Origin of the sequence: Bacillus siamensis KCTC 13613, from assembly GCF_000262045.1 — a bacterium.
Lineage (GTDB): Bacteria > Bacillota > Bacilli > Bacillales > Bacillaceae > Bacillus > Bacillus siamensis.
Genome location: NZ_AJVF01000039.1, coordinates 226,375 through 249,584, shown reverse-complemented (window position 1 = coordinate 249,584; position 23,210 = coordinate 226,375). Strand labels below are relative to the sequence as shown.

Below are 23,210 nucleotides of genomic sequence, written 5' to 3'. Positions count from 1 at the left end.
AAATCACGCCTCCTTTATTCGGAAATCTTTCTTTCCGTCTCTTTTATTTCCTCAACAGGTATATAGTAGCCGTTGTCATATTCAAATGAACGAAGCACCATGCAAAGCAGAATGCCGATCAAGCCGACAATGCCCATCCAGAACCATTCAAATACAAGACCGAAGCCTGCAAAACCGAACGCGACTGACATAATAAGCGGTCTGCCGGAGTTGTGCGGCATATGGATTTTTTTGAATTTGCTTTCCGGATGAATATCCGTTTTGTCTTCTTTCAATTGCAGGTACGCATCTTGAGATTTCACTTCAGGAAGCACCGCAAAGTTGTAGTGCGGCGGAATCGCAGATGAAGTCGCCCACTCAAGCGTACGTCCCACGCCCCATGAATCTCCGCTGATCTCGCGAGTAGAGTAGCGGAAGCTGTAGTAGATGTTGTAGCAAAGGATTAAGAATCCGACACCCATCATGAAGGCTCCGACAGTTGAAATAAAGTTTAATGTAGTCCATCCGTCATTCGGTCCGTAAGTGTAAATACGGCGAGGCATACCTTGCAGCCCCAGGAAGTATTGAGGGAAGAAACATACATTAAATCCGATCATAAAGATCCAGAAGAACCATTTTCCGATTCTTTCGTTCAGCTTGTGGCCGAACATTTTCGGATACCAGAAAATAAATCCTGCGAAACACGCAAATACCGTACCCGCGATCAGCACATAGTGGAAGTGAGATACAAGGAAGTACGTATTATGGTATTGATAATCCGCTGCAGCCATCGCGAGCATAACCCCTGTTACCCCGCCGACAACGAAGTTCGGGATGAACGCAAGCGCCCACAGCATCGGTGTTGTAAAACTGATTCGGCCTTTATACATCGTAAAGAGCCAGTTAAAGATTTTAACCCCGGTCGGAACCGAAATCGCCATCGTTGTAATCGAGAAGAAAGAGTTAACAGACGCACTGTTCCCCATTGTGAAGAAGTGGTGTGTCCATACAAGGAAACTCAGGACGGAAATGGCGATAATAGAGCCGACCATCGCTTTGTAACCGAATAACTGCTTTCTTGCAAAAGCTGAAATAATTTCAGAGAAAATACCGAATGCCGGTAAGATAACGATATAAACTTCAGGGTGTCCCCAAATCCAGAATAAGTTAGCCCAAAGCATCGGCATACCGCCGGCTTCCAGCGTGAAGAAGTGAGCGCCGAACAAACGGTCAAATGATAAGAGCGCCAATGCCACTGTCAGAACAGGGAAGGCGAATACGATAATAACCATTGTAATCAGCGTCGTCCATGTGAACATCGGCATACGCATCAGCGTCATGCCTTTCGTACGCATTTTCAGGATTGTCACCATAAAGTTGATACCCGTCATCAGCGTACCGATACCGGCAATCTGAAGACCGAGCAGGTAGAAGTTCTCACCAGGCCCAGGGCTCATGTCGTTGCTTGCCAGCGGCATGTAACTCGTCCAGCCTGCGTTCGGAGAACCCCCGATAACGAAAGAAATATTGAATAGCATCGCACCTACGAAGAACGTCCAGAAACTCAGGTTGTTCAAGTACGGGAATGCTACGTCGCGCGCACCGATCTGCAAAGGTACGACAACGTTGATCAGACCGATTAAAAACGGCATCGCCATGAAGATAATCATGATCGTACCGTGAGTCGTAAAGATCTCATTATAGTGGTTTGAGTCTAAAAAATTGTTATTAGGAAGCGCTAACTGGGCACGCATCATCAAGCCGTCTACCCCGCCGCGGAACAGCATGATAACAGCAGAGATAATGTACATGATTCCAAGTTTCTTATGGTCTACGGACGTAAGCCATTCAGACCAGAGCCATTTCCACTTTTTGAAGTATGTGAGTACAACGATGATAGCAATAGTGGAAAGCGCAATGGAAACTTGTGCGCCCAGAATTAATGGGTCACCTGTTACAAAAAATTCATCCCATCTCAATTTCATTCGGGCTTCCTCCTTTCTTGTTCAATTTCAATCTTGTTTATCGTCGGATGCTTTAAATTCGTTTTTCTTTACATTTTCCCACGGATCTGTTTTAGAGTGCGGTGATACGGCTTTGTAGCCAAGGCGTTTGCGCGCCTCCATCGCATATTCGGCATCTTGGCCGTGGTCAACGTATTTTAAGTGTGTAGAAGAGAACGTTAATTTACCGACATTCTCCGGAAGCATCAGTTCGTCATACTTCTCTTTCGTCAGCTTTGGAGAATTGCTCTGGGCCTTTTTCACCCAGCTGTTAAAGTCTTTTTGCGTAACGGCTTTTACGTTGAATTTCTGGTCGGCAAAGTGTTCGCCGGTGAAGTTCGCGTTGCGGCCTTCATATGTTCCCACTTTGTCAGCCTGTAAGTATTGATCCATCAGCATTCCCGCCATCGCGTATTTTTGTCCCCCAAGCTGAGGAATCCATAGCGACGCCATTGAATCTGCTGAAGAAATTTTAAATAATACCGGACGGTCTACAGGAATGTTCAGGTAATTTACCGTCTCAATATCCTGCTCAGGGTAGCTGAATACCCATTTCCAGTCTACCGAAGTAGCATAAACGACAAGCGGTTCTTTATCCTTAGTCGCTTCAGGCGCTTTTTCTAACGAATATATCGTCTGTACGGTAGGCACAGAAAGTGCAATGACAATTAAAATTGGGATCACTGTCCAGACTACTTCTAAGAACGTGTTGCCGTGCATCTCAGGCTTGTAATTTCCGCTGTCTTTGCCTTTGCGGTCGCGGTATTTCACTAAAATGATTGTAAATAGTACGAATACGACGCCGACAATGAACAGCATAAATCCGATTGACAAGAGAATCAGATCTTTTTGCTGGTCTGCTACAGGTCCTTTCGGATCTAACACGGAAATGTCGCTGCATCCGCCCAGTACGAAAACAACAGCCAACATCGCTAATAAAAGTAACGGTTTAAATGCTCTGAACAAGAAGATCACCATCCTTCCTATTGATGTAGTGAATCTGAAATGTACTTTCTCAAAATCTTTTCTCTATCTACCTTGTTATGCTATCAAAATCTGCTCTTATTAGCTTTATTTTTTTCTAAAGTTCATCTTTTTTTCGCCCTAATGTCACAAAATCGTCAAAAAATGCATGAACTTTTTTCACTTGCGTAAATCAAACATAAAAAGTTTTAGATCATTTAGCATATATAGAGAAAAAAGATAGTGAGAATGAATAATACCAAATAAAGGTTTACCACAATAAAAAACGCGGGTCAACAAAAAGTTTCATTTTGTTAACCATTCCATAAAGAAAATATTTTTCCCTTTGCTCTCACCTTTTCACACGGTTACCATTTTAACGCAACGCATAGGGAAAAAAAAGACCGGAACGCGCCTTGATATGTTCATTATAAAAAACACATTCCTATGTTTAATATAGACAAAACGAAGGAATCATATAGGCATAAATAATAAAAAATAGGAAGTGATATTTATGAGTTTTATCGTATCTCTGATTGTTGCCATTATTATCGGCTGGATCGGAAGTTTATTTGTAAAAGGAAGTATGCCCGGGGGGATTATCGGGTCAATGATCGCAGGTCTGATCGGCGCATGGATCGGGCACGGCCTGCTCGGCACATGGGGCCCGCACCTTGCCGGCTTTGCCATCATTCCGGCAATCATCGGAGCGGCGATCGTGGTATTCTTATTCAGTCTGATCGCCAGAAGCAGAGGATAAAAAAAAGCCTCGTCCCTTAAGGGATGAGGCTTTTTTCAGGCAGAGCGTGCAAATGGCCGATAAACCGCCGGAAAGCCGCTCTGCCTTCTTCTGTCTGTTTAAAGACGCCGGCATGCTCCAATATCCGCGCAAAGACATGGCCGATTTCTTCTTTTAGAATCTGTTCCGCGTTTTCTTTCGTTACCTTCCGCTTATGCAGCACGCCGAGCGCCCAATCTTTATGCTTGGCCGCAAAAGGATCGGCCGTTAAGGCTGCATCCGGGTCCGGTGAGCACAGCGCTTCAGCCGTGCGTTTCATCTCTTGTTCAAGACGCCCCGGCAGAATCGCCAGCCCCATCACCTCAATCAGTCCGATATTTTCTTTTTTCAGATGATGAACTTCCTGATGAGGATGAAAAATTCCCAGCGGATGTTCATCAGAGGTGCGGTTATTTCTGAGGACGAGATCTAATTCGAATAAACCGTTTCTCCGCCGGGCTATCGGCGTAATTGTATTGTGCGGTGTTTCCCCTGAATAAGCGAGGATATCCGCCGCTTCATCGGTATAGCCGCGCCATACCCGCAGGATGGTGTCCGCCGCGTCAGATAGCTCAGATGCGCTCTCGCTTTGCAGACGGATGACCGACATCGGCCACTTCACAATGCCCATCTTCGTCTTCGGATAATCAGGCAGCCTGTAACGGCTTTCTGTCTCCGCCTGCGCCATGGGAAATTCATGATCGCCGCCCTGAAAATGATCGTGGCTTAAAATACTGCCGCCGACAATCGGCAAATCAGCATTGGAACCGAGAAAATAGTGAGGGTACTGGCTGACGAACGCCAGCAGCCTGTCAAACGTTTTTTTGCTGATCTTCATCGGTTCGTGCCGGTCTTTCAATACGATGCAATGCTCCCGGTAATACACATACGGAGAAAATTGCAGAAACCACTGCTCCTCGCCGAGAATCACCGGAATGACGCGAAGGTTTTGACGGGCGGGGTGATCCGGCCTCCCTTCGTACCCGACGTTTTCTTTACAGAGAACACATCTCGGATACTCGGATTGAGGCTGCTCTTTGGCAGCGGCAATTGCTTTCGGATCTTTTTCAGGTTTTGAAAGGTTGATCGTGATATCCAGCTTTCCGTAAGCTGTCTCAGCCGTCCACCCGATATTCCGCTGAATTCTGTCCGAACGGATATAATACACATCCTCTGAAAATCGGTAAAATGCCTTTGTCGCCTGCTCCGGCCCGTGCACCGCCTTTGTTTCTTCAAAGCGCCGGACAATCTCAGACGGCTGCGGGGCAAAGCATCCCATGATCTTCGCACTCAGCAGATCGCGATATGTGTCTGTATCGGCTGCAATCCGGCCTGTTGCTGCCGCCCATTCGTAAATCGGGGCCAATATGTCCGGCAGAGATGCCTCCGATTCATTTTCCGTCCGTACTGATGGTGCCGGATGGGTGATATGCAAAGTTTCATATAAACGGTTTCTTGTATATTCAATATCAAGAAAGGAAATCAGCTCTTTTTGCAGTCCGTACCGGATTAAACGTTCCACATGCCGCTCAATCGCCATCGTCATCCCCCCTTAGTTCTCTCGCTCCGGCTCCGATGTCCGCCGTATAAAAATCGGCCTTTCCCCCGGTCTGTTCCTCATAGCAGGCTCCTGCCGTTTCAATAAAATCTGAAACCGCATCATCCTTGACGATACTGACCGTACAGCCTCCGAAACCGGCTCCCGTCATCCTTGACCCGACAACCCCCTCGTGGCGCCAGGCCGCTTCAGCCAGTGTGTCCAGCTCAAAACTTGTCACCTCGTAATCATCGCGTAACGAGAGATGCGAATCCCTCATTAATTCACCGATATGATGAAGCTGATTGTTACTGAACATGCCGGCTGCCTTTTTGGTGCGGTGATTTTCATAGACGGCGTGTTTCGCCCGGCGTCTGTTCACTTCATTCTGAATCAGCTCCGCATGCGAATCAAAAGCGGAGGGAGACAGCTCCCCCAGCGACTGAATGGAAAGGTGCTTCTGCAGATCATAAAGCGCTTCCCGGCACTCCTTGAGCCTCGTATTATAGCCTGAGTCTGCAAGCGTCCGTTTTTTATTGGTATTCGCAATAACCATCGACAGTCCCGACATCCCGAGTCTAATATATTCAAAGGCGAGCGTTCCGCAATTCAGCAGGATCGCATGATCTTTCTTTCCCATCCCGACGGCGAATTGATCCATAATGCCGCAGCTGACGCCGATAAAGGAATTTTCCGCCGCTTGAGCCAGTTTCACCAAATCGGGCATATCTGCATCAAGCTCATGACATTCCTTGAGAATGACCGCCGTGACAAGTTCAATAGAAGCTGATGATGACAGCCCTGCGCCGTTCGGGATATTTCCCCAGAATACAATATCGAAGCCGTGCGGAAGGGAAAAACCGCTGCGGAGGCATTCCGCCATGACCCCTTTCGGATAATTGGCCCACCCGTCCTCTTTCTGATAGCGGATATCATCGAGGCTGCATTCTTTTATGCCTGCTTCCTTAAAATTGTGAGAGTACATTCTGACGAGCCTGTCCCCTCTTTCTCTGACGGCTGCATATGTACCGATCGTCAGCGCGCACGGAAAGACGCAGCCCCCGTTATAATCTGTGTGCTCCCCGATAAGATTCACTCTGCCGGGCGCAAAGAAAAGACGCAGGCCTTCCGATTCCCCGAATACATCCGCAAACGCTTTCTTTATTTTGTGTTTCATACGCATCCCCTTTCACCGTTACTCTTTCCCCCCAGGCGCGGAAAGAAACCGTTATGACACGCCCCCTTCTTTTGCTTTTCTGAAAACAATCCACTTGCTGGCAGCATAGTTGACGACTACGATGATGACGTTATCGGCGATTTTCGCCAACGTTTCGTTCATGTGAAATTGACTGACCAAAAGAATCATCATCGCGAGATCTATGCCGAGAGACAAAACCCGCACGCTGAAAAAGGCAGTCAATTCTTTCATCAGACTCCGCATCCCCGCGGTTTTTTGCTGAAATACATACAGTTTATTCGTGACATATGCAAATAGAACTGACAGAACCCAAGCGGCGACGGTCGCCGCCTTGTAATCCATCTCAAATACCGCCGTCAGAATGTAAAAACTGACGATGTTCACGATCGTCGTGAACACACCCATAATGATATACATCATAATTTCTCTGTAACGCATGGCAGTTCCTCGCTTTCTGAAAAACTTTTCTAAACCTTTTGTCAAATCAAGAAGAACGTTACCCTGATTTTCTGCCGCTGACAAAAACATAGAACGCGTCAAACATGCTGCGGAAAGCAACCGGCCTTCCCAGCACATTGGATTGCTTAATCATCCCGTCGATGAGCGCGCACATCATGTTAGCGGTATGCTCGGTATCTATATGGTCTTCTATTAAATTTCTCGATTTGAGCCAATTTATGTACATGGTGCTTTCTTCTATCCATAACTTATACAGGCGGATATACGCCTCATATTCACTGACGACTTTGTAAGTAGGCATATGAACGGCAAAAGACACCACATTCCAGGCAGGCTTGCTGTTTACAAACCGCATCAACAGGCTTGCTGCGCTTGCCGCGGCTTCACAAAGCGTCAACGGCCGCGCTGTTTGCTTTTCTAATTCGTCGAGATAGCCCGTGATGATCCTTTTTTTAATCTGACGCCTGTCTAACAAATGCTTCAGAAAATCTTCCTTGCTTTCAAAATGAACGTAAAACGCGCCTTTGCTGAAACCCGCCGCTTTACTGATGTCATCGATTGAGACTGAATCGTAAGCTCTGTCAATCAGAAGATGAAGGCCTGCGTCAATAAAACTTTCAAATGTTTCTTCTCTCTTAATTTGAAATTTGTTTTTTTTCATTTTTTACCCCAGCTGTTTGATCATTCACTTTATCTTACACCGAATCATTCTTTTGCGGTATTTTTTATACAAAAAGAATATGCTAGTCGACGATCAAAGGGTAAATGTTAATAGGTCATATGATTTATTTTTATTTACATACTATCCAGTCAGTATTTATTTGTTTATTATTATACGTAAGAATTCTTGAAGGATTTTGGTTATTTCAGTCATTTTTTTAGGGAATAGGTAGGTGAATTCATCTTCAATTTGGGATTACCGGCCAACTATGTGTGATATTTGTTACACATTGGCTGCTGTAGCTGGGCAAATCATTTTTTCAATTGGAGGTTCTTATGAAAACTCATGTAATGAAGAATATAGATCAAGATTGGCAATTGTTAATTCAAGAAGCTAGAATCATGGGTTTGCACATTGACGATGTAAGGCGATTCTTAAATACTGAAAAAGCGGTGAAGAAAAAAACACCAATGAAAAACACCATCCGCCAGCAGTAAGATTTACAGGCGGATCCTTTCACCCGAGTTTTCAAAGGAACACTGCCATCTTAAGAGGGGAATCAGAGTACAAAACCGTGAACGGACAACCATTCCCGCCCCATTCCGCTACCTGAACAGCCAAACATGGTGATATGAGATCCCCCCGCTGCATATCTTGTGTATTATGCCCATTTATGAGGTGATACACGGATGGATACGAATCCCTATTATGATGAAAAACAACAGAGCTACTACGAAGGCCTGAATCCTTATTTATTAAACAAAATAGACAAAAACTGGCGGACAGTGCTCGATGTCGGCTGCGGCACGGGCAATTTAGGCGCGGCGATTGAAGACCGCGGAATAACGGTTTACGGCATTGAAGCGTCTCCTGAAGCAGCAAAAAAGGCGGAAAGTAAATTGAGCCATGTGCTTTGCGGCGACATTGAATCCGCCATTCTTCCGTACGAATCAGAACAATTCGATTGTATGCTGTTCGGAGACGTTCTGGAGCATCTTGTCGACCCGTGGTCAGTGCTGAAAAAGCTTCGCCCGTATGTCAAAAAAGACGGCACGGTGCTTGCATGCATACCGAATGTCGGTCACATCTCAGTGGTGTTGGAGCTTTTAGCCGGCAAATGGACTTACAGGGACGCCGGGTTAATGGATCAGACCCACCTGCGTTTTTTTACCCGGGAAGAAACTCTTTTATTATTTAAAGCGGCAGGCTACGAGGTGAAACGCATTGAGGCGATCCGCGTTGATCATCCCTCTTATCACCGGGCCATCGCCTCATTGCACGAAGTATGCGTACAGCTTGGCATAAGACATGATTTTCTGACAGAAGCATCGGCCTATCAATACGTGATTGAGGCCGAGAGGAGCATGTAATGGATGCACATTCATTTCTGTTTGTCATTTGCGTGAATGACGAGTCGCTCTACTCCCGATGCAAAAACCATATTCTGAAGCTTACCGTTCCCCTCTCACATTCCGTTGATATCATGCCGATATACGATTCAGAAAGCATGGCCTCCTCCTACAACAAAGCGCTGTAACACCCTTCCAAAATATAAAATTTATCTGCATCGGGATACATTTATCATTTATCAGCATTTCCTGCGAGACATGCTTCATATCTTTCAATCTCACCGTGAGCTCGGTCTTCTCGGTGTCGCGGGCTGCAAAACGCTTCCGCCGAACGGCATTTGGCGGGAAAGCGGGCAGCGGATTGGGAAAGTGATTGAATACCGCGGGAATGCTTACCATCCGCTTGAATTCGAGAACGGTGATGAAGACGGACTGTTTATGCCCGCTGACGCCATTGACGGATTGTTAATGGCCTCTCAATATGACGTGGAGTGGCGGGAGGATTTGTTTCAAGGCTTTCATTTTTATGACACATCACAGTCGCTCGAATTTCAAAAACACGGCTATCAAGTCGGCGTCGCCTGCCAGAAAGACCCTTGGTGCCTTCATTTTTGCGGTGACTCCTTTGACGCCGCGGCGTATGAAGCGGACAGACAAATATTTGTCCAACACTATATAGGAAAGCCCTCTTGCTGATGCAAAGAGGGCTTTTTACGGATTAACGTTTATTCAATTCCCGTTCAATGATTTGTTCAAAAGTTTCCTTTCCCGCAACGCCCGGGATTCTTTCATCGCCGATGATAAACGTCGGCACTGCTGTAATGCCGGCTTCCTCATAGGCATGGCGGAGCGCTTCCCGCTGCATGTCCCTGTACGCTCTTGTCTCAAGCGCCTCTTTGAACGCGACGCCGTCAAGTCCGGATTCTTCCGCGAGCTTTGTCAGCACGTCTATGTAACCGATATTTTGTTCTTCCTGAAAGAATGCCTGAAAAATGCGTGTATGGTATTCGCTTTCTTTCCCATGTTCCTTCGCAAAATGAAAACCTTCAAACGCCAAATCCGTATAGGGATGCGGTGATACGCGGGGGAATGTCATCTCAACGCCTAAAGACTGTGCCATCGGTTCAATTGAATTTTTCCACATCTGCCGCTTTGCGGGATCATTTACCGGATCAAGTTTCGGTGAGGGACTCGGACGCAATTCAAACGGCATCCATTCCACCTGTACGTCCTTGTCCTTGATTGCTTCTTCAAACGCCGCTTTGCCGACAAAGCAAAACGGACATACATAATCAGTATATACTTTAATCTGCAGTGTCATTGTATGTCTCCTTTCCTTTTTATTTTATATTGTAACAAAAATAGTTACAAGTGTTTTTTAAAAACACCTTCCATATGGAAGGTGTCACGATTCCAGCAGCTTCTGGGCGATGTATTCTCCTTTTTTACAGCCTCCGGGACAGGCGAATAAAGAAGAGCCGATCGTTTGTGTGTATTCATTCAGCGCATCCTTTGCCGCCAAAGCTTTCAGCATCGGGACAAATTGGCGGTCCGGGTCTTTTTGAAAGCTGATAAACAGCAGGCCTGCGTCAACATAGCCCGTCTTCGGGTCGATTCCGTCCGTATAAGAAAACGCTCGCCGCAGAATCTGTCTGCCGGTTGATTTCGCCACGCTGACATGCGAGTCGGCGGGAATTTGATTCAGCTTGACGGGATCAGTCTCCTTTTTTTGTCCGAAAGGAGCGCCCGAGCTTTTCACTCGCCCAAACGTGTCCTCCTGTTCCTTCAAGGATGAACGGTCCCATATTTCTAAAAACATTTTAATTTTCCTAAACGCCATGTACGTGCCGCCCGTCATCCAGTCCGGCTCCCCTGACTGAACCCAAACGATTGAATTCATCAGATTTTCATCCTTTGTGCTTTGGTTGCCGGTGCCGTCTTTGAATCCGAAAAGATTGCGCGGAGTTTCGCCGTTTTTCCCGCCGCTTAAGAAACCTTTATTGAGAAAACGGACTTCACACACGCCGACAGCCTGTTTAATCAGATTGCGCACCGCGTGGAACGCCGTTTGTTCATTATCCGCACAGACCTGAATGACGATATCACCGCCGCCTTGTTTCTGATCGAGCTTGTCGTTAGGCATCGGCGGAATGTCAGCGAGGTGCTTCGGTTTTTTATCCTTCAGCCCAAAGCGGTCCTTCCCGTCTTTTTCAAAAAATCCGGCGCCGAAGCCGAAGGTAACGGTTAAATTCGCCGGTGCCAGATCCTGCGACTCACCGGTATCCTGCGGAGGCATATATTTATTTTTTTGCTCGCCTGACAAAGCGGCGCCTGAGGTCAGCAGCTGCGTCAGACTGGTCCAATTTCTGAAGAGGGAGATGACATCAGCTTTGTCGCTTGACTTGACATCAAGCGCCGCAAAATACACATACGTCTGATGCGCCGTTGTGATTCCCGCTTGGTGCTTCCCGTAAAAAGGAACGATTTGATCATTATCACTTTTTCCTTCACTCTTCTTTGAAGCGGTGGCCGCCGGTTTGAAGAGCGGAGCGAGTCCTCCGAGGCCGCTCGCTCCCACAGCGACGGCGGCGCCCGCTACGGCGCCCCACTTCAGGACATCCCGTCTGTGGATCTGTTTTTCCTTGTTTAGTTCATCGCTCATGCTGTGTCATAACTCCTTTTAAAGCACATCGGCAATCTTCGACATGGTTTCAGAAAGGGCCGTCAGCTTCGTGCTTATCTCTCTGATTTGATCTTTACTTAATTTATCATAAGGCGTATACGAATGATCGCCCGTTTTGTATTTCGACATCAAAACTTCAAATTCGCTGAATTCCGTATCAAGTTTTTCCGTGACGCCGGAATGATCTTTCACAAGCGCGCTTTTCACTGTTTCATAGACGGCTTTTGAGCCTTCGACGTTGGCGGCCAGATCTGTTAAATCAATGCGGGAGTAACGTTCTTCTTCACCCGTGATTTTTGAGATGCCCGCTTCATTCAGAAGCTCCATGGCGCCAGCGACGATTTGTTCAGGTGTCAGTTTGAGAGAATCGATAGAACCGTCAAGCTTCTTCACATCCTTTAACAGGACGGAGGCCGTTTCTTTTTCGCCAGAAATCTGATTGTCCTTCCAGAGCGCTTTTTCAAGCTTGTGGAAGCCCGTCCATTTGCCGCCTTCTTCCACATCATTTTCTCTGGCATCGATTTTCGGATCAAGCGTGCCGAGGCTTTCGGCAATCGGTTCAATTCGCTCATAATAGACGCGCGCCTTCGGGTAAAGTTGTTTCGCTTGATCGATGTCACCCGCCTTGACGGCGTCTGTGAACGCTTCGGTCGATTTTACAAGCTGATCGCTCTGTTCTTTGACATATGTTTTATAGTCACCCGCCGCTTTCTTGAGCTGGCCACTGGCCTTTTTGCTGCTTTTTCCAGCGCCCGTCAGCTCCTCCAGCGAGGCTGTCAGCGATATAGATTCCGATTTAATCTTCTCTGTATCAGGCTTATCTTTTTGTGCTTCTGTATAAATCGGCTGCAGGTGCTTTTCGATATCCGTGTATTCAAACGGATAATCTCCGCGGATTTTATTTTCAAATGAGAGCCAGTAGCTGTTCAGTTCTTTTCCTTTTTGCTGAATGCCTTTCCGGTCTTGTTTTTTAACGGATTCATTCAGTTTGGTCAGAATATCCTCCATTTTGTCCACTGATGCTTTGATGTCCTGATTTACACTGTTTTTTTCAGCTCCTTTGTCAGACGCTGACTGCTGAGCGCCGCAGCCCGAGCACAGAGCGAGGAGTAAGCCGGCTGATAAAGCCGCTTTCCGGATCTGTTTCATTTTGCAACTTCCCTTCTATTCGATTTTAATTTTACGGCTTCCATGATGAGTGCTGCGGCTAAAAAGCCAATGATGAACAGCTGCGGAATGGTGCTGAAAACCGACGGATAGATGCCGAGAAACGATACCGACGGAAGCCAGCTTTCAGCGTCAGACGGGAGAATATCCGCCAGCTGCAGGCTGTGGATGCCCGTACCGAGAAATTTCACGCACATATACAAAACGACGGCCATGGACAGCAGAAAGAACGGCTTTAACGGAATCCGCATTCCGAGCTTAATCATGAGAAAACCCGCTGCCGTAAGGATCAGCAATCCCGCTGCGGTTCCTCCTATTAATTCGGTAAGCGGCAGCTTGCCGACGAGGCCGATAAAAAAGATTACCGTTTCAAGCCCTTCTCTGACCACTGCCAAAAAGGCGATCAGCGCGAAGGACAGCAGACTTCCTTTTTTAAGCGCCTGCGATTTTTGTGTATTGATTTTTTCCCGCCATTTATCCATTGAAGCGTTGCGGTGGAGCCAGACGCCGACAAACAGGAGCATCACGGCAGACAGAATGCCGGTCACGCCGCCGAGCAGAAAATTGTTTTCTCCGAAAATGTTTGAGGAAAACAGCAGGGTGACGCCGACTCCCGCCCCGAGAGAGACGAGCATGCCGAGTGACGCTCCGCCCCAGATCCAAGCGGATGAACGGGTGACCCGGGCTTTTTTCGTCATCGTCAACAGCGCGCCGATCACAAGAAGCGCCTCCATTCCCTCTCTTATCGGGATAAGAGCGGCGTCCAGCCAGCTGTAGCTGCTTGACGCAATCGGCTCAAGGAGCTGAATCATTTCGTCAATATGTTTAACGGCCTGATCCGGGCGGTTTTCGGCTTCCGCCTTCATGAGTGCCAGATTCTCTTCTGAGGTCGTGTAGGCCGTTTTGGATTGGGATACGACGTCTCCTTCGACAGCCAGCCAATTCGTGACAAGCTGATCGATTTTTGCTTGGGCTTCAGCACTTTGGCTGCTTTTGATCAGCTGTTTTGTCTCTTTTAAGCTTTGAATATAGGCTGAGAGTGTAAGCCTTGAGCTCCCGCCGGCTGCGCCTTTTAATGTGACGGCCTGCCGGTAGGTTTCTAAATGGGACCCCAGCTCAGAAAGCTCCGCCTGTACCTTTTTGGTGTCTTTATTAAGCAAAGAAAGTGAAATCATTGCGATATTGGAGTTCATTTTTGAATAGGAAGATAGATTTTCTTTTTTAATAGCAGGCTCTTCTTTTTTCCATACTGTTTTGAATTGTGAAAATGTTTTTTCGGCGGATTGCAGGTTTCCGTCCTTTGCAGATTGAATCATTTGCTGATTCAGGCTGATAAGTGAAGCGATGGGATCAGCGCCTTTCGCCACGGCAGAAGAACTGGCTATGACGAGCAGGCTGAATAACATGAAAGCAAGCTTCCGTGCCATCATGCACCTCCTGTAGTTGAAAATGATTATCATTATATATCATAATCATAGTCCGATCTCGGCCTTTGTCAATAAAAAGTTGCGCATACAAAAAAAGGGCCGTCCTCCCCGGACAGCCCTCCTGACAGAAACATGTCAGCTTTTTGCTTTGGAACGCTGAATTTCTTCAAAAAATCTGCGCGCCGCCTCTTTTGGATCATCGGATTGGCTGATAGCGCTGATCATGCTGACGCCGTCTGCTCCCGCTTTAATGACGGGCGCCGCATTCGCCGCCGTAATGCCGCCGATTCCCACAATCGGAATCGTGATGCCCTGACGCCGCACTTCTTCAATCAATGTAACGCCCTGCACAGCTTCAGCATCTTTTTTCGTTTCGGTCGGATAGACCGGTCCCATTCCGACGTAATCGGCTCCGGCAGCTTCCGCCCGCTTCACCTCGGAGACATTATGTGCAGATACACCGAGAATCATATCACCGATTGCCGCTCTCGTTTCTGCAGCGTCTGCATCATCCTGGCCGATATGCACTCCGTCCGCCTTAAGGCGCAAGGCCAATTCAACATCATCATTAATGATGAAAGGAATGCCGGCCTGTCTGCAGACATCCTGCACCTGCTTTGCAAACTGGACACGTTCCTCCCCTGTTAAAGAACCGCTCCCCTTTTCCCGAAATTGAAAAAGCGTAGCGCCGCCCTCTATGGCTTTTTTCACCACAGACACGGGGTCTGCGTCAGTATTATTTGATCCCATAATAAAATAAACCGATAACATATCCTTCATCATTTCCCGAGAAATACGCGTCATTTTTCTGTCATCCTTTCAATTGCAGCAAGCTCGACCGCTTCTTGTTCTGAAATGCTTGCCAGCTTGTTTAAAAGCTCAATCTGGAAGCTGCCCGGGCCCTTGTGAGACGTGTCCAAAGCGGCAAGCTGAGCGGCGCTTCCGTATACAGAAACGGCTGAAACCGCCGCTTGCAGAACATCCTGGCCCGCTGCGCAGAAGGCTCCGATTACAGACGTCAGCAGGCATCCCGCCCCCGTCACCTTCGTCAGCAGTTTATCACCGTTATGAACGGCGTATGTGTCGGTGCCGTCAGAGATGATGTCAGTTTTTCCGGTAATCGCAATGACCGTTTTCAGCCCGCTTGCAGCCGTCTTGGCGAGCTGAAGCGTATCTCCTCCGCCTTCCCCAGCATCCACGCCTCTTATCTTCCAATCGGATACGTCGGCAATATTGGCGATTTCCGCGGCATTTCCGCGAATGACGGACAAGCGGACCTCCTGTATGATTTTGCGGGCTGATGCCGTCCGAAACGGCGTGGCGCCGGCGCCTACCGGATCAAAAATGACCGGAACGCCGTTTTCGTTGGCTGATTTTCCCGCGGCGATCATAGCTTCAACCGATGCCGGACTGAGGGTGCCTATATTCAGGACGAGCGCTCCGGCGATTTTCGCCATGTCGGCGGCCTCCTCAATTGCATAAGCCATAACGGGTGATGCGCCGAGCGCGAGCAGGCCGTTAGCGGTGAAGTTCGTGACGACGTTATTGGTGATACTGTGAACGAGCGGGCATTGCTCCCGCACTTTACTCAAGTGTTGAGCTGCGGTTTGTGCATCCATGCTTAATCATCCTTTTTTCTCTTTTTCGGATTCCACAAGTACGATTTTGTATGTTCCAGCCAGGCTCTGGCGGCAAAGGACATGTAGCGGTCCTTCCGCCAAATGATGGCTAAATGCCACGGAATGACCGGGTGAACGAGCGGAATGGTTTTGACTTTCTCAGGATCAAGGCCGCGGCAGATTCTTTCCGGCAGCAGGCCGATGCCGAGATTGGCCGATACCATTTCGCTGATAAAGTCCCACTGTGACGTTTCATAAATGACGTGCGGCCTGAACCCGGCTTTCACACATTCCGTCATAATTCGATTGTGAAGGACAAAATCCTCCCTGAAAAAGATGAACGGCTCTTCTTTCAATTCGTGAAGACTGCATTCTTTCTCGTCCGCGAGCCGATGTAACGGATGGACGACGAGCATGAGGGTTTCCTTTACGATTGTAAACGTATGAAAAATCTCTTCATTCGCGGGAAGCACGACGACCCCGATATCAAGCGAGCCGTCCTCCACACCTTGCTGCACTTTAATAGAGCCGTCTTCTACGAGCTGAAACGTCACATCGGGATATGTGACGCGGAAGTCACCGAGCACTCTCGGGAAAAAGCCCGACCCGATCATCGGCGGCAATCCGATGCGGACATGCCCTTTCTTTACCTCCATAATATCATTCAGCTCTGATGTCAGGTTTTGAAATGACTTTGTGATTTCCTGCGCCTGCACATACATGCTCTGTCCGGCATCAGTCAGTTCAACCTGCCGGCCATTGCGGTAAAACAGCTTGATGCCGAGCTCCGTCTCCAGATTTTTAATCATTTTTGAAATTGTCGGCTGTGAAACATACAGTGACTGCGAAGCCTTCGTAAAACTTTTCAAACGGGCCACTTCCAAGAAGTACGTTAAGTGCCGGATGTCCATTTCATTTCATCCTTTCTATAGACAAAAGGAATACATATTATTCTTTATATATATTTTACCTATAGCAAAACCTTATGTACAATATAAATATAAGGGAGGCATCATTATGAAAAAATTGTTGCTTACCGTTATTCAAATCGCTCTGCTGTTTATATTTGCGCGTCTGATCAATTGGGTCACGGCGGCTCTTCATATAAATATTCCCGGCAGTATAATCGGGATTGTGATTCTTTTCACATTGTTGCATTTCAAGATTATCAAGCTTGAATGGATCGAGCTTGGCGCAGCATGGCTCCTTGGTGAGCTGCTGTTGTTTTTCATCCCGTCTGCCGTCGGAGTGATTGAATACGGAGATATTATGTCTAAATTCGGTGTAAGCATTTTACTTGTCGTCATCATCAGCACATTTGTCGTGATGGTTTCAACAGGTACGCTTACACAGCTGATAGCAAAAAGAAAGGAGAAAAAACAAACGTGTTCATCGGAATCATAAGTTTATTCTTAACTGTCTTAGTGTATTTGGGCGCGAAAAAACTCTACATTCGTTTTCCGCGGGTGTATACGTCGCCGCTTCTGATTACGCCCGCTGTTTTGGTCGTACTGCTGCTTCTTGTCAATGTCCCGTATCAGACATACAATCTCGGCGGCGGACTGCTGACCGATATGCTTCAGCCGGCAACAGTGGCGTTCGCCATCCCGCTTTATAAATATTTCCCGATTTTAAAGAAATACGCCGTGGAAATTATTTTGAACGTAGCGGTCGGTTCATGTATCGCCATTCTGTCAACGGCCTTTATCGCAAAATGGTTCCATCTCGGCAGCAGCTTAGTCGACAGTCTCGTGCCGCGATCAGTGACGACGCCGATTGCCATGAACGTATCAGAAATGATCGGCGGGATGCCGGCCGTTACAGCGGTTTTCGTCATTTTAACGGCTTTATTGGGAACGATCATCGGGCCGATGGTCATCCGCTATTTCCGCATTGATAACGAAATTGCCCGGGGCGTGCTGCTCGGAACAAGCGCACACGGAGCGGGAACATCTAAAGCATTTGAGCTCAGCTCCGTTTCAGGTACGATCTCAAGCGTGTCCATGATTCTCGCCGCGATTATGACGCTGTGCGCGGCCCCGATTTTGCTTTCGTTTATGTCATAAAAGACTGCTCCTGACAGAGCGGTCTTTTTTATTTGCCAGAGATCAATCAGTCTGTCCTTCATAAAAAGACGAAAACACGATATGATAAGACATGAAATAAAAAGTCTGAAGAACGGATGTGTCATATGAACGGCCAGCAGCGAAACAGCATCAGAAAAGGGCTTGAAGTCGATATCGTCTTGAAAGCCGATCAGCGTTCAGGAAAGCTGACAAGAGGAATCGTGAAAGATATTTTGACGAACTCAAGCTTCCACCCGCGCGGCATTAAGGTTCGCCTGGAGGACGGGCGAATCGGCCGGGTCCAGCAGATTATTGAATAGAAAAAAAGCCGGGGCTGCATGCCCGGCTTTTTTTGTTTATTTTTTCCGTAAGAAAACAACTTTCAAATAGTTCCCTTCTTTAAACGCGGGAATCGTTTTGAAATCTTCCGGAAGCGTATATTCTTCCAAAATGTCGTAACGCTCGTTTGTTTCTTTGAAGGCGGTCTCTATAAAGCCTTTAAATTTCTTCATATTGAAGGCGCTGCTGTTTGTCGATGCAACGATGATGCCGTTTTTTGCGGTGATGGCGATCGTTTCCTTCAGCAGGTTTTTATAATCTTTCGCCGCGCTGAACGTCCGTTTTTTTGTACGGGCGAAAGAAGGCGGGTCAAGGATGATGAGGTCAAACGCCAGCCCTTTTTTCTCCGCATAGCCGAAGTATTTGAAAACATCCATGACTTTAATATCATGTGCTTCGTAATCAATTCCGTTGGCGCTGAACTGTTCAATCGTTTTTGCAAGACTGCGGTTGGCGACATCGACACTGGTCGTTTTTTCAGCTCCTCCAAGCGCCGCCGCAACCGAAAATGCCCCCGTATAAGAGAACGTATTCAACACCCGTCTGCCGTTTGCATACTTGTCCCGAATCGCTTTGCGTACATGACGCTGGTCTAAGAAAATGCCTGTCATCGCCCCGTCGTTTAAATCCACCGCATACTGTATGCCGTTTTCTTGGACAATGATTGGAAAGTCTCCTCTTTCACCTTTGACAAAGTCGTCGTCTTCCACGTACTGTCCGGCGGTATCAAACCGTTTCTTTTCGTAGATCGCCTTATAAGAAAGCTCCAGGCCGTCAATCGCCTCAATCAAACTGTCCTTATATGCGTAAATGCCTTTGCTGTACCACTGAATCAGCAGATAACCGTCATAGACATCAATGGTGACGCCGCCGATGCCGTCGCCCTCACCGTTGAACAGACGGAACGCCGTCGTATCGGGCGCCTCAAACAGATGGACTCTTGCTTCAGCCGCTTTTTTCAGCTTGTTCAGAAAGAAACGTCCGTCGATTTGTTCGTCTCTCGCACGGGACAGCACCCAGCCGACTCCTTTATTCTGCAAACCGTAATAGCCTTTCCCGATAAATTCGCCCTTCTCGGATGTTACATCAAAAAGATCGCCCTCTGTTAAGTGAGCCGAGCTTCCGGACAGAGCGTCTTTTTCAATCAGGGGGAATCCTTTTTTCAGCTTTCCGGCAAATGTATCTTTCACTGTAAGTAGCTTCATTGTGCATTCCTCTTTCGTTTTGCTTTCTCTTATCGTACCATAAAACATGCATTGTCCCGAAAAATTCAAAACAGGGGGAAAACCATGACAGCCAAAAGAATCGACCATACAGGCATTATGGTCAAAGATATTGAAACATCCATTGCTTTTTACCAAGACGTTCTCGGTATGCAGTTAAAGGATCGTATCACTCATACGAACGGCATTATTGAACTTGCTTTTCTCGGCTTTCAGGAAGGGCCTGAGACGGAGATTGAGCTGATTCAAGGCTACAGCAGCGAGCTCCCCGCAGAAGGAAAAGTGCATCATATCGCTTTATTAACTGAAGATATCGCGGCGGAATTCACGCATGCAATGCGTCAGGGCGCCGTATTTATCGATGAAGAAATCACGACGCTTCCGAACGGGTACCGCTACTTTTACATTGAAGGACCTGACGGCGAATGGATCGAATTTTTCCAGCGTTAAAAAAAACGGGCAGAAGCGCCCGTTTTTTTTATATTTCTTCTGTGACGTTTTGTTCTGCTGCCCGTTCCTCTCTCCATTTTTGAAGATCCCACATTCTGAAAAACGGATAATAAATGATAAATGTAATCAGGAGGTTGATCAGCTGCATGACCGAACCGGAGATTTTCCCGCCCGTCGCCAGATAACCGGAAATCAGCGGCGGCATCGTCCACGGCACGGCGATTCCCGCCGGTTTTGCCACCATTCCCGTGCTCATCCCGATGTACGTCGCCGTAATGGTCAAGAGCGGTGCGATGATAAAAGGCACGATTAACAGCGGATTCATGACGAGCGGCATCCCGAAAATAATCGGCTCGTTAATGTTAAAGATCGCGGGTCCGATGCCGAGTCGGCCGAGCTGTTTCATCTGTTTGCTTCTGGAGCGCACAAGCATGGTCAGCACAAGGGCAAGCGTTGCGCCGCTTCCGCCGACATTGATCCATATTTGAAAGAACTGTGTCGTAAAAATGCTCGGCAGCGCTTCTCCCGCCTGAAAAGCCAAACGGTTGGCGTCCATCGCCCCGTACCAGATCGGCGACATGACGCCGCCGATAATGGACGCGCCGTGTATGCCGCACGACCAAAGCAGCATTTGCACGAATTCGGCGATAAGACTTCCGCCGAGACTCCCGCCCAAAATAGACAGCGGGGTGCCCAGCAGATCGCCTACGACATTGTGGAGGCTTTTAAAAGGAGTTATTTCAATAAACAGACGGGCCAGCCATACGAGCGTAATAATAATGAAACCGGGGATGAGCGCAACAAACGATTTGCTGACCGCAGGCGGCACTCCGTCAGGCATCTTAATGACGATATTTCTTTGTACGATAAACCGGTACACTTCCGTAGACAGCATTGCTATGATCATCGCGACAAACAGACCTTTGCTTCCGAGCAGCGAAATCGGAATGCCGCCCCCCACCATAATCTCTGTTGACGAGCCGTCAGGAATAAAAGGAATCTGATACGGTGTCGCCAATAAAAAGGCGGCAAGGGCAATGGCTCCCGACGACAGGGCATCGACCTCATAGCTTTCCGCAAGCCGGTAAGCAATCCCGAAGGCGGCGACAAGCGCCATAATGTCAAAGGACGCATTCACGGGATACCCAAGCTTTTCAACCCAATTTTCACCGAAAAGACCAGCCATAAAATCGGCATAACCGGGAATCGGAAGACTCGTCAGAATCAGAAAAACCGATCCGATGATAATAAGCGGCATAGTCAAAATAATGCCGTCCCGCAAAGCTCTTAAGTGCCTTTGGCCGGCGACTTTTCCGGCGACAGGCATGATTTTTTCTTCCATTACCCGATTAAACGTACTCATTTATCAAAAAACCCCCCTTTTTGAGTTCATTGCGCAGATGTCTTAAAGCATTTTCTCCATCATATTTTGGAAACGCTTACATTTGCATACAGAAATTTTCCTTATCCCTTAGGAAAAAAAGAATTCCGCACTGCCGATATATAAAGAAAAAGGGGGAATCACAATGTATCACACCCTGAAACCGATCATGGCCGCGGCCTTGTGCGTCACCCTGTTCGCCGCCGCGGCACCCGCTCACGCCGAGACACAGGACCGGGACGTTATCGTGGTCTACAAAAATAATAACGGCAAGGAGTCCGCCATAGACAGCGGAGCGGATGTAGAACAGACCTATCAGCATCTTCCCGCAGTCGCCGTGTCGGCTGATTCGGAAACGGTGAAAGACCTGAAACATGATCCTGACATTTTATATGTTGAAGACAATGTATCCTTTCAGGCAGCAGGCGGTTCTGATATCCACCCGTTAACAGCGGCCTCAAGCAGCAGTTACACGCTGCCGCAATGGGATATAGAGCCCACTCAGGTCAAGCAGGCCTGGAAAGAAGGCTTGACGGGAAAAAAGGTGAAAGTGGCTGTCATTGACAGCGGCATTTACCCTCACGATGACCTTTCCATTGCGGGAGGCTATTCCGCAGTCAGCTATACATCTTCATACAAAGATGACAACGGGCACGGTACGCATGTCGCCGGCATCATTGCCGCCAAACATGACGGATACGGCATTGACGGCATCGCGCCGGATGTCCGGTTATATGCGGTTAAAGCATTGGACAGAAAAGGCGCGGGAGATCTCAAAAGCCTTCTTAAAGCGATCGACTGGTCCATCGCCAACAAAATGGACATCATCAATATGAGTCTCGGAACTAACGCAGACAGCAAAATTCTTCACGACGCCGTCGACAAAGCATACAAAAAAGGCATTGTGATCGTAGCCGCCGCAGGAAACGACGGCAACAAAAAACCCGTCAATTATCCGGGCGCCTACAGCAGCGTAACGGCAGTCTCAGCGTCAACCGAAAAAAACGGTCTTGCGGCTTTTTCCACGACCGGAAAACAAATTGAATTTACCGCACCCGGCACCAATATTACGAGCACGTACCTGAATCAAATGTACGCCGTGGCTGACGGCACATCTCAAGCCGCGCCGCACGTCACCGGAATGTTCGCACTGCTCAAGCAAAAATATCCGGAAGAAACAAATACACAGCTCCGGCAGCAGATGCAGCAAAACATCAAAGATCTGGGCGCTCCCGGACGTGACAGCCAATTCGGGTACGGGCTGGCGCAATATCACGCAAAGCAAAAGAGCTTTGCCGAACGGGCCGTAATAAAAGCGGAAAAAACGAAAAAGCAGGCAGATATCAATCAAGCAAAAACGGCCGTCAGCAAGCTTTCCAAGTCAAAGGGAAAAACCGCCCTCGAGTCCCGAATCAATAAAGTTCAGACAGCAAGAAATGTGACGGACGCCAAAGACAAAGTCCGGACTGCCGAAAAACAAAAGAAAAAAACCGCCGTTAATGCGGCACAAAGCGCCATCCGGAAATTACCGGCCGGATCAGAGAAAAAAGGGCTGCAAAAGCGGCTTGACGCTGTCAATTCAGGCCTTTTGAAAACTGCTGGGGCCAGCGTCAGACAGGCCGAAAAAAAGACCTCTGAGGCCAACGCTGCAAAAGCCAAAAAAGCAGTCAGCGAGCTTCAGCCGGGAAAAGAAAAAACCGCTCTGGAAAAACGGCTTGACCGGATAAAAGAGAAACTCAACCGGAAGCAGGCAAGGGACAAAGTGAAAACGGCCGAAAAAACCAAAACGAAAAAGGCAAAATCAGCGGCCCAAACGGCGGTCAGCCTGCTGAAGCCATCTGCTGAAAAGACCAGCCTGCAAAAACGCGTGCGTGCGATTCGGGTGAAACATTAAAAAAACGCTTATGAGCCGCATCATGGCTTCATAA

23 protein-coding genes and 1 pseudogene are annotated in these 23,210 nt (G+C 47.8%); 9 read left to right on the top strand and 15 right to left on the bottom strand.

The window, feature by feature from the left end; genetic code table 11:
- Nucleotides 1-14 precede the first annotated feature (14 nt).
- Together qoxB and qoxA are read right to left on the bottom strand one after the other, a co-directional pair.
- Nucleotides 15-1,964, bottom strand: a complete 1,950-nt coding sequence (qoxB, locus tag Y79_RS0109865) for a cytochrome aa3 quinol oxidase subunit I (protein ID WP_016937520.1) — start codon at nt 1,962-1,964, stop codon at nt 15-17.
- Nucleotides 1,965-1,991: 27 nt separating this feature from the next.
- Complete coding sequence (qoxA, locus tag Y79_RS0109860) at nt 1,992-2,957, bottom strand: cytochrome aa3 quinol oxidase subunit II (RefSeq protein WP_099744992.1); 966 nt, start codon at nt 2,955-2,957, stop codon at nt 1,992-1,994.
- Nucleotides 2,958-3,459: 502 nt separating this feature from the next.
- Between qoxA and Y79_RS0109855 the strand changes: the two genes are divergently transcribed.
- The gene (locus tag Y79_RS0109855) at nt 3,460-3,705 is read left to right on the top strand and encodes a GlsB/YeaQ/YmgE family stress response membrane protein (protein ID WP_014419187.1); all 246 of its coding nucleotides are present in this window, start codon (nt 3,460-3,462) and stop codon (nt 3,703-3,705) included.
- 16 nt (nt 3,706-3,721) lie between these two features.
- On the opposite strand, the gene galT is transcribed toward Y79_RS0109855, so the two are convergent.
- The 4 genes from galT to Y79_RS0109835 all read right to left on the bottom strand — a co-directional run bounded on the left by galT (nt 3,722) and on the right by Y79_RS0109835 (nt 7,578).
- Nucleotides 3,722-5,263 carry a UDP-glucose--hexose-1-phosphate uridylyltransferase gene (galT, locus tag Y79_RS0109850; protein ID WP_016937518.1) on the bottom strand — a complete coding sequence of 514 codons (1,542 nt, stop codon included), beginning with the start codon at nt 5,261-5,263 and terminating at the stop codon, nt 3,722-3,724.
- Nucleotides 5,253-6,437: a galactokinase gene (locus Y79_RS0109845; RefSeq protein WP_016937517.1), complete on the bottom strand. Its 1,185-nt coding sequence runs from the start codon at nt 6,435-6,437 to the stop codon at nt 5,253-5,255. Before Y79_RS0109845 ends, galT begins: the two co-directional genes overlap by 11 nt.
- Nucleotides 6,438-6,488: 51 nt before the next feature.
- The gene (locus Y79_RS0109840) at nt 6,489-6,875 is read right to left on the bottom strand and encodes a GtrA family protein (RefSeq protein ID WP_032864817.1); all 387 of its coding nucleotides are present in this window, start codon (nt 6,873-6,875) and stop codon (nt 6,489-6,491) included.
- Between the two features lie 79 nt (nt 6,876-6,954).
- Entirely contained in the window at nt 6,955-7,578 is a 624-nt protein-coding gene (locus tag Y79_RS0109835) for a TetR/AcrR family transcriptional regulator (protein ID WP_016937515.1), read from the bottom strand.
- Nucleotides 7,579-7,913: 335 nt separating this feature from the next.
- Here Y79_RS0109835 and Y79_RS0109830 point away from each other — a divergent pair, with 335 nt between their 5' ends.
- The 3 genes and pseudogenes from Y79_RS0109830 to Y79_RS1000000120385 all read left to right on the top strand — a co-directional run bounded on the left by Y79_RS0109830 (nt 7,914) and on the right by Y79_RS1000000120385 (nt 9,623).
- The gene (locus Y79_RS0109830) at nt 7,914-8,075 is read left to right on the top strand and encodes an anti-repressor SinI family protein (protein WP_016937514.1); all 162 of its coding nucleotides are present in this window, start codon (nt 7,914-7,916) and stop codon (nt 8,073-8,075) included.
- Nucleotides 8,076-8,267: 192 nt separating this feature from the next.
- A complete protein-coding gene (locus Y79_RS0109825; RefSeq protein WP_016937513.1) occupies nt 8,268-8,948 on the top strand; it encodes a class I SAM-dependent methyltransferase in 681 nt (226 codons plus the stop codon).
- Nucleotides 8,948-9,623 (top strand): annotated as a pseudogene (locus tag Y79_RS1000000120385) (glycosyltransferase family protein). The gene Y79_RS0109825 and the pseudogene Y79_RS1000000120385 overlap by 1 nt, the downstream one beginning before the upstream one ends.
- A gap of 22 nt (nt 9,624-9,645) precedes the next feature.
- Here Y79_RS1000000120385 and Y79_RS0109815 read toward each other — a convergent pair.
- The 7 genes from Y79_RS0109815 to cidR all read right to left on the bottom strand — a co-directional run bounded on the left by Y79_RS0109815 (nt 9,646) and on the right by cidR (nt 16,734).
- On the bottom strand, nt 9,646-10,248 hold the full coding sequence (locus tag Y79_RS0109815) for a DsbA family oxidoreductase (RefSeq protein WP_016937512.1): 603 nt from the start codon (nt 10,246-10,248) through the stop codon (nt 9,646-9,648).
- Between the two features lie 84 nt (nt 10,249-10,332).
- Entirely contained in the window at nt 10,333-11,589 is a 1,257-nt protein-coding gene (efeB, locus tag Y79_RS0109810; RefSeq protein WP_016937511.1) for an iron uptake transporter deferrochelatase/peroxidase subunit, read from the bottom strand.
- Nucleotides 11,590-11,607: 18 nt separating this feature from the next.
- Nucleotides 11,608-12,759, bottom strand: coding sequence for an iron uptake system protein EfeO (gene efeO / locus Y79_RS0109805; RefSeq protein WP_016937510.1), 1,152 nt, complete (start codon nt 12,757-12,759; stop codon nt 11,608-11,610).
- The gene (locus Y79_RS0109800; protein WP_016937509.1) at nt 12,756-14,204 is read right to left on the bottom strand and encodes an FTR1 family protein; all 1,449 of its coding nucleotides are present in this window, start codon (nt 14,202-14,204) and stop codon (nt 12,756-12,758) included. Before Y79_RS0109800 ends, efeO begins: the two co-directional genes overlap by 4 nt.
- 135 nt (nt 14,205-14,339) lie before the next feature.
- Nucleotides 14,340-15,008 carry a thiamine phosphate synthase gene (gene thiE / locus Y79_RS0109795; protein ID WP_016937508.1) on the bottom strand — a complete coding sequence of 223 codons (669 nt, stop codon included), beginning with the start codon at nt 15,006-15,008 and terminating at the stop codon, nt 14,340-14,342.
- Nucleotides 15,005-15,823 (bottom strand): hydroxyethylthiazole kinase, encoded by an 819-nt coding sequence (thiM, locus tag Y79_RS0109790; protein ID WP_016937507.1) that lies wholly within the window; start codon nt 15,821-15,823, stop codon nt 15,005-15,007. Before thiM ends, thiE begins: the two co-directional genes overlap by 4 nt.
- Before the next feature lie 2 nt (nt 15,824-15,825).
- Nucleotides 15,826-16,734, bottom strand: a complete 909-nt coding sequence (cidR, locus tag Y79_RS0109785; protein ID WP_016937506.1) for a cidABC operon transcriptional activator CidR — start codon at nt 16,732-16,734, stop codon at nt 15,826-15,828.
- 106 nt (nt 16,735-16,840) lie between these two features.
- Between cidR and Y79_RS0109780 the strand changes: the two genes are divergently transcribed.
- The 3 genes from Y79_RS0109780 to Y79_RS0109770 all read left to right on the top strand — a co-directional run bounded on the left by Y79_RS0109780 (nt 16,841) and on the right by Y79_RS0109770 (nt 18,209).
- Nucleotides 16,841-17,227, top strand: a complete 387-nt coding sequence (locus Y79_RS0109780; protein ID WP_016937505.1) for a CidA/LrgA family holin-like protein — start codon at nt 16,841-16,843, stop codon at nt 17,225-17,227.
- A complete protein-coding gene (locus Y79_RS0109775) occupies nt 17,209-17,889 on the top strand; it encodes a CidB/LrgB family autolysis modulator (protein WP_012118753.1) in 681 nt (226 codons plus the stop codon). The genes Y79_RS0109780 and Y79_RS0109775 overlap by 19 nt, the downstream gene beginning before the upstream one ends.
- Before the next feature lie 125 nt (nt 17,890-18,014).
- Complete coding sequence (locus tag Y79_RS0109770; RefSeq protein ID WP_016937504.1) at nt 18,015-18,209, top strand: YwbE family protein; 195 nt, start codon at nt 18,015-18,017, stop codon at nt 18,207-18,209.
- A 36-nt stretch (nt 18,210-18,245) separates the two neighbouring features.
- Here Y79_RS0109770 and Y79_RS0109765 read toward each other — a convergent pair whose 3' ends face one another.
- Nucleotides 18,246-19,433 carry a class I SAM-dependent rRNA methyltransferase gene (locus tag Y79_RS0109765; RefSeq protein ID WP_016937503.1) on the bottom strand — a complete coding sequence of 396 codons (1,188 nt, stop codon included), beginning with the start codon at nt 19,431-19,433 and terminating at the stop codon, nt 18,246-18,248.
- 84 nt (nt 19,434-19,517) lie between these two features.
- On the opposite strand from Y79_RS0109765, the gene Y79_RS0109760 reads away from it, so the two are divergent.
- Nucleotides 19,518-19,901: a VOC family protein gene (locus Y79_RS0109760; RefSeq protein WP_016937502.1), complete on the top strand. Its 384-nt coding sequence runs from the start codon at nt 19,518-19,520 to the stop codon at nt 19,899-19,901.
- Nucleotides 19,902-19,929: 28 nt separating this feature from the next.
- Here Y79_RS0109760 and celB read toward each other — a convergent pair whose 3' ends face one another.
- Nucleotides 19,930-21,264, bottom strand: coding sequence for a PTS cellobiose transporter subunit IIC (celB, locus tag Y79_RS0109755; RefSeq protein ID WP_016937501.1), 1,335 nt, complete (start codon nt 21,262-21,264; stop codon nt 19,930-19,932).
- Between the two features lie 163 nt (nt 21,265-21,427).
- Here celB and Y79_RS0109750 point away from each other — a divergent pair, with 163 nt between their 5' ends.
- Nucleotides 21,428-23,176, top strand: a complete 1,749-nt coding sequence (locus tag Y79_RS0109750) for a S8 family peptidase (RefSeq protein ID WP_016937500.1) — start codon at nt 21,428-21,430, stop codon at nt 23,174-23,176.
- Nucleotides 23,177-23,210: the final 34 nt, after the last annotated feature.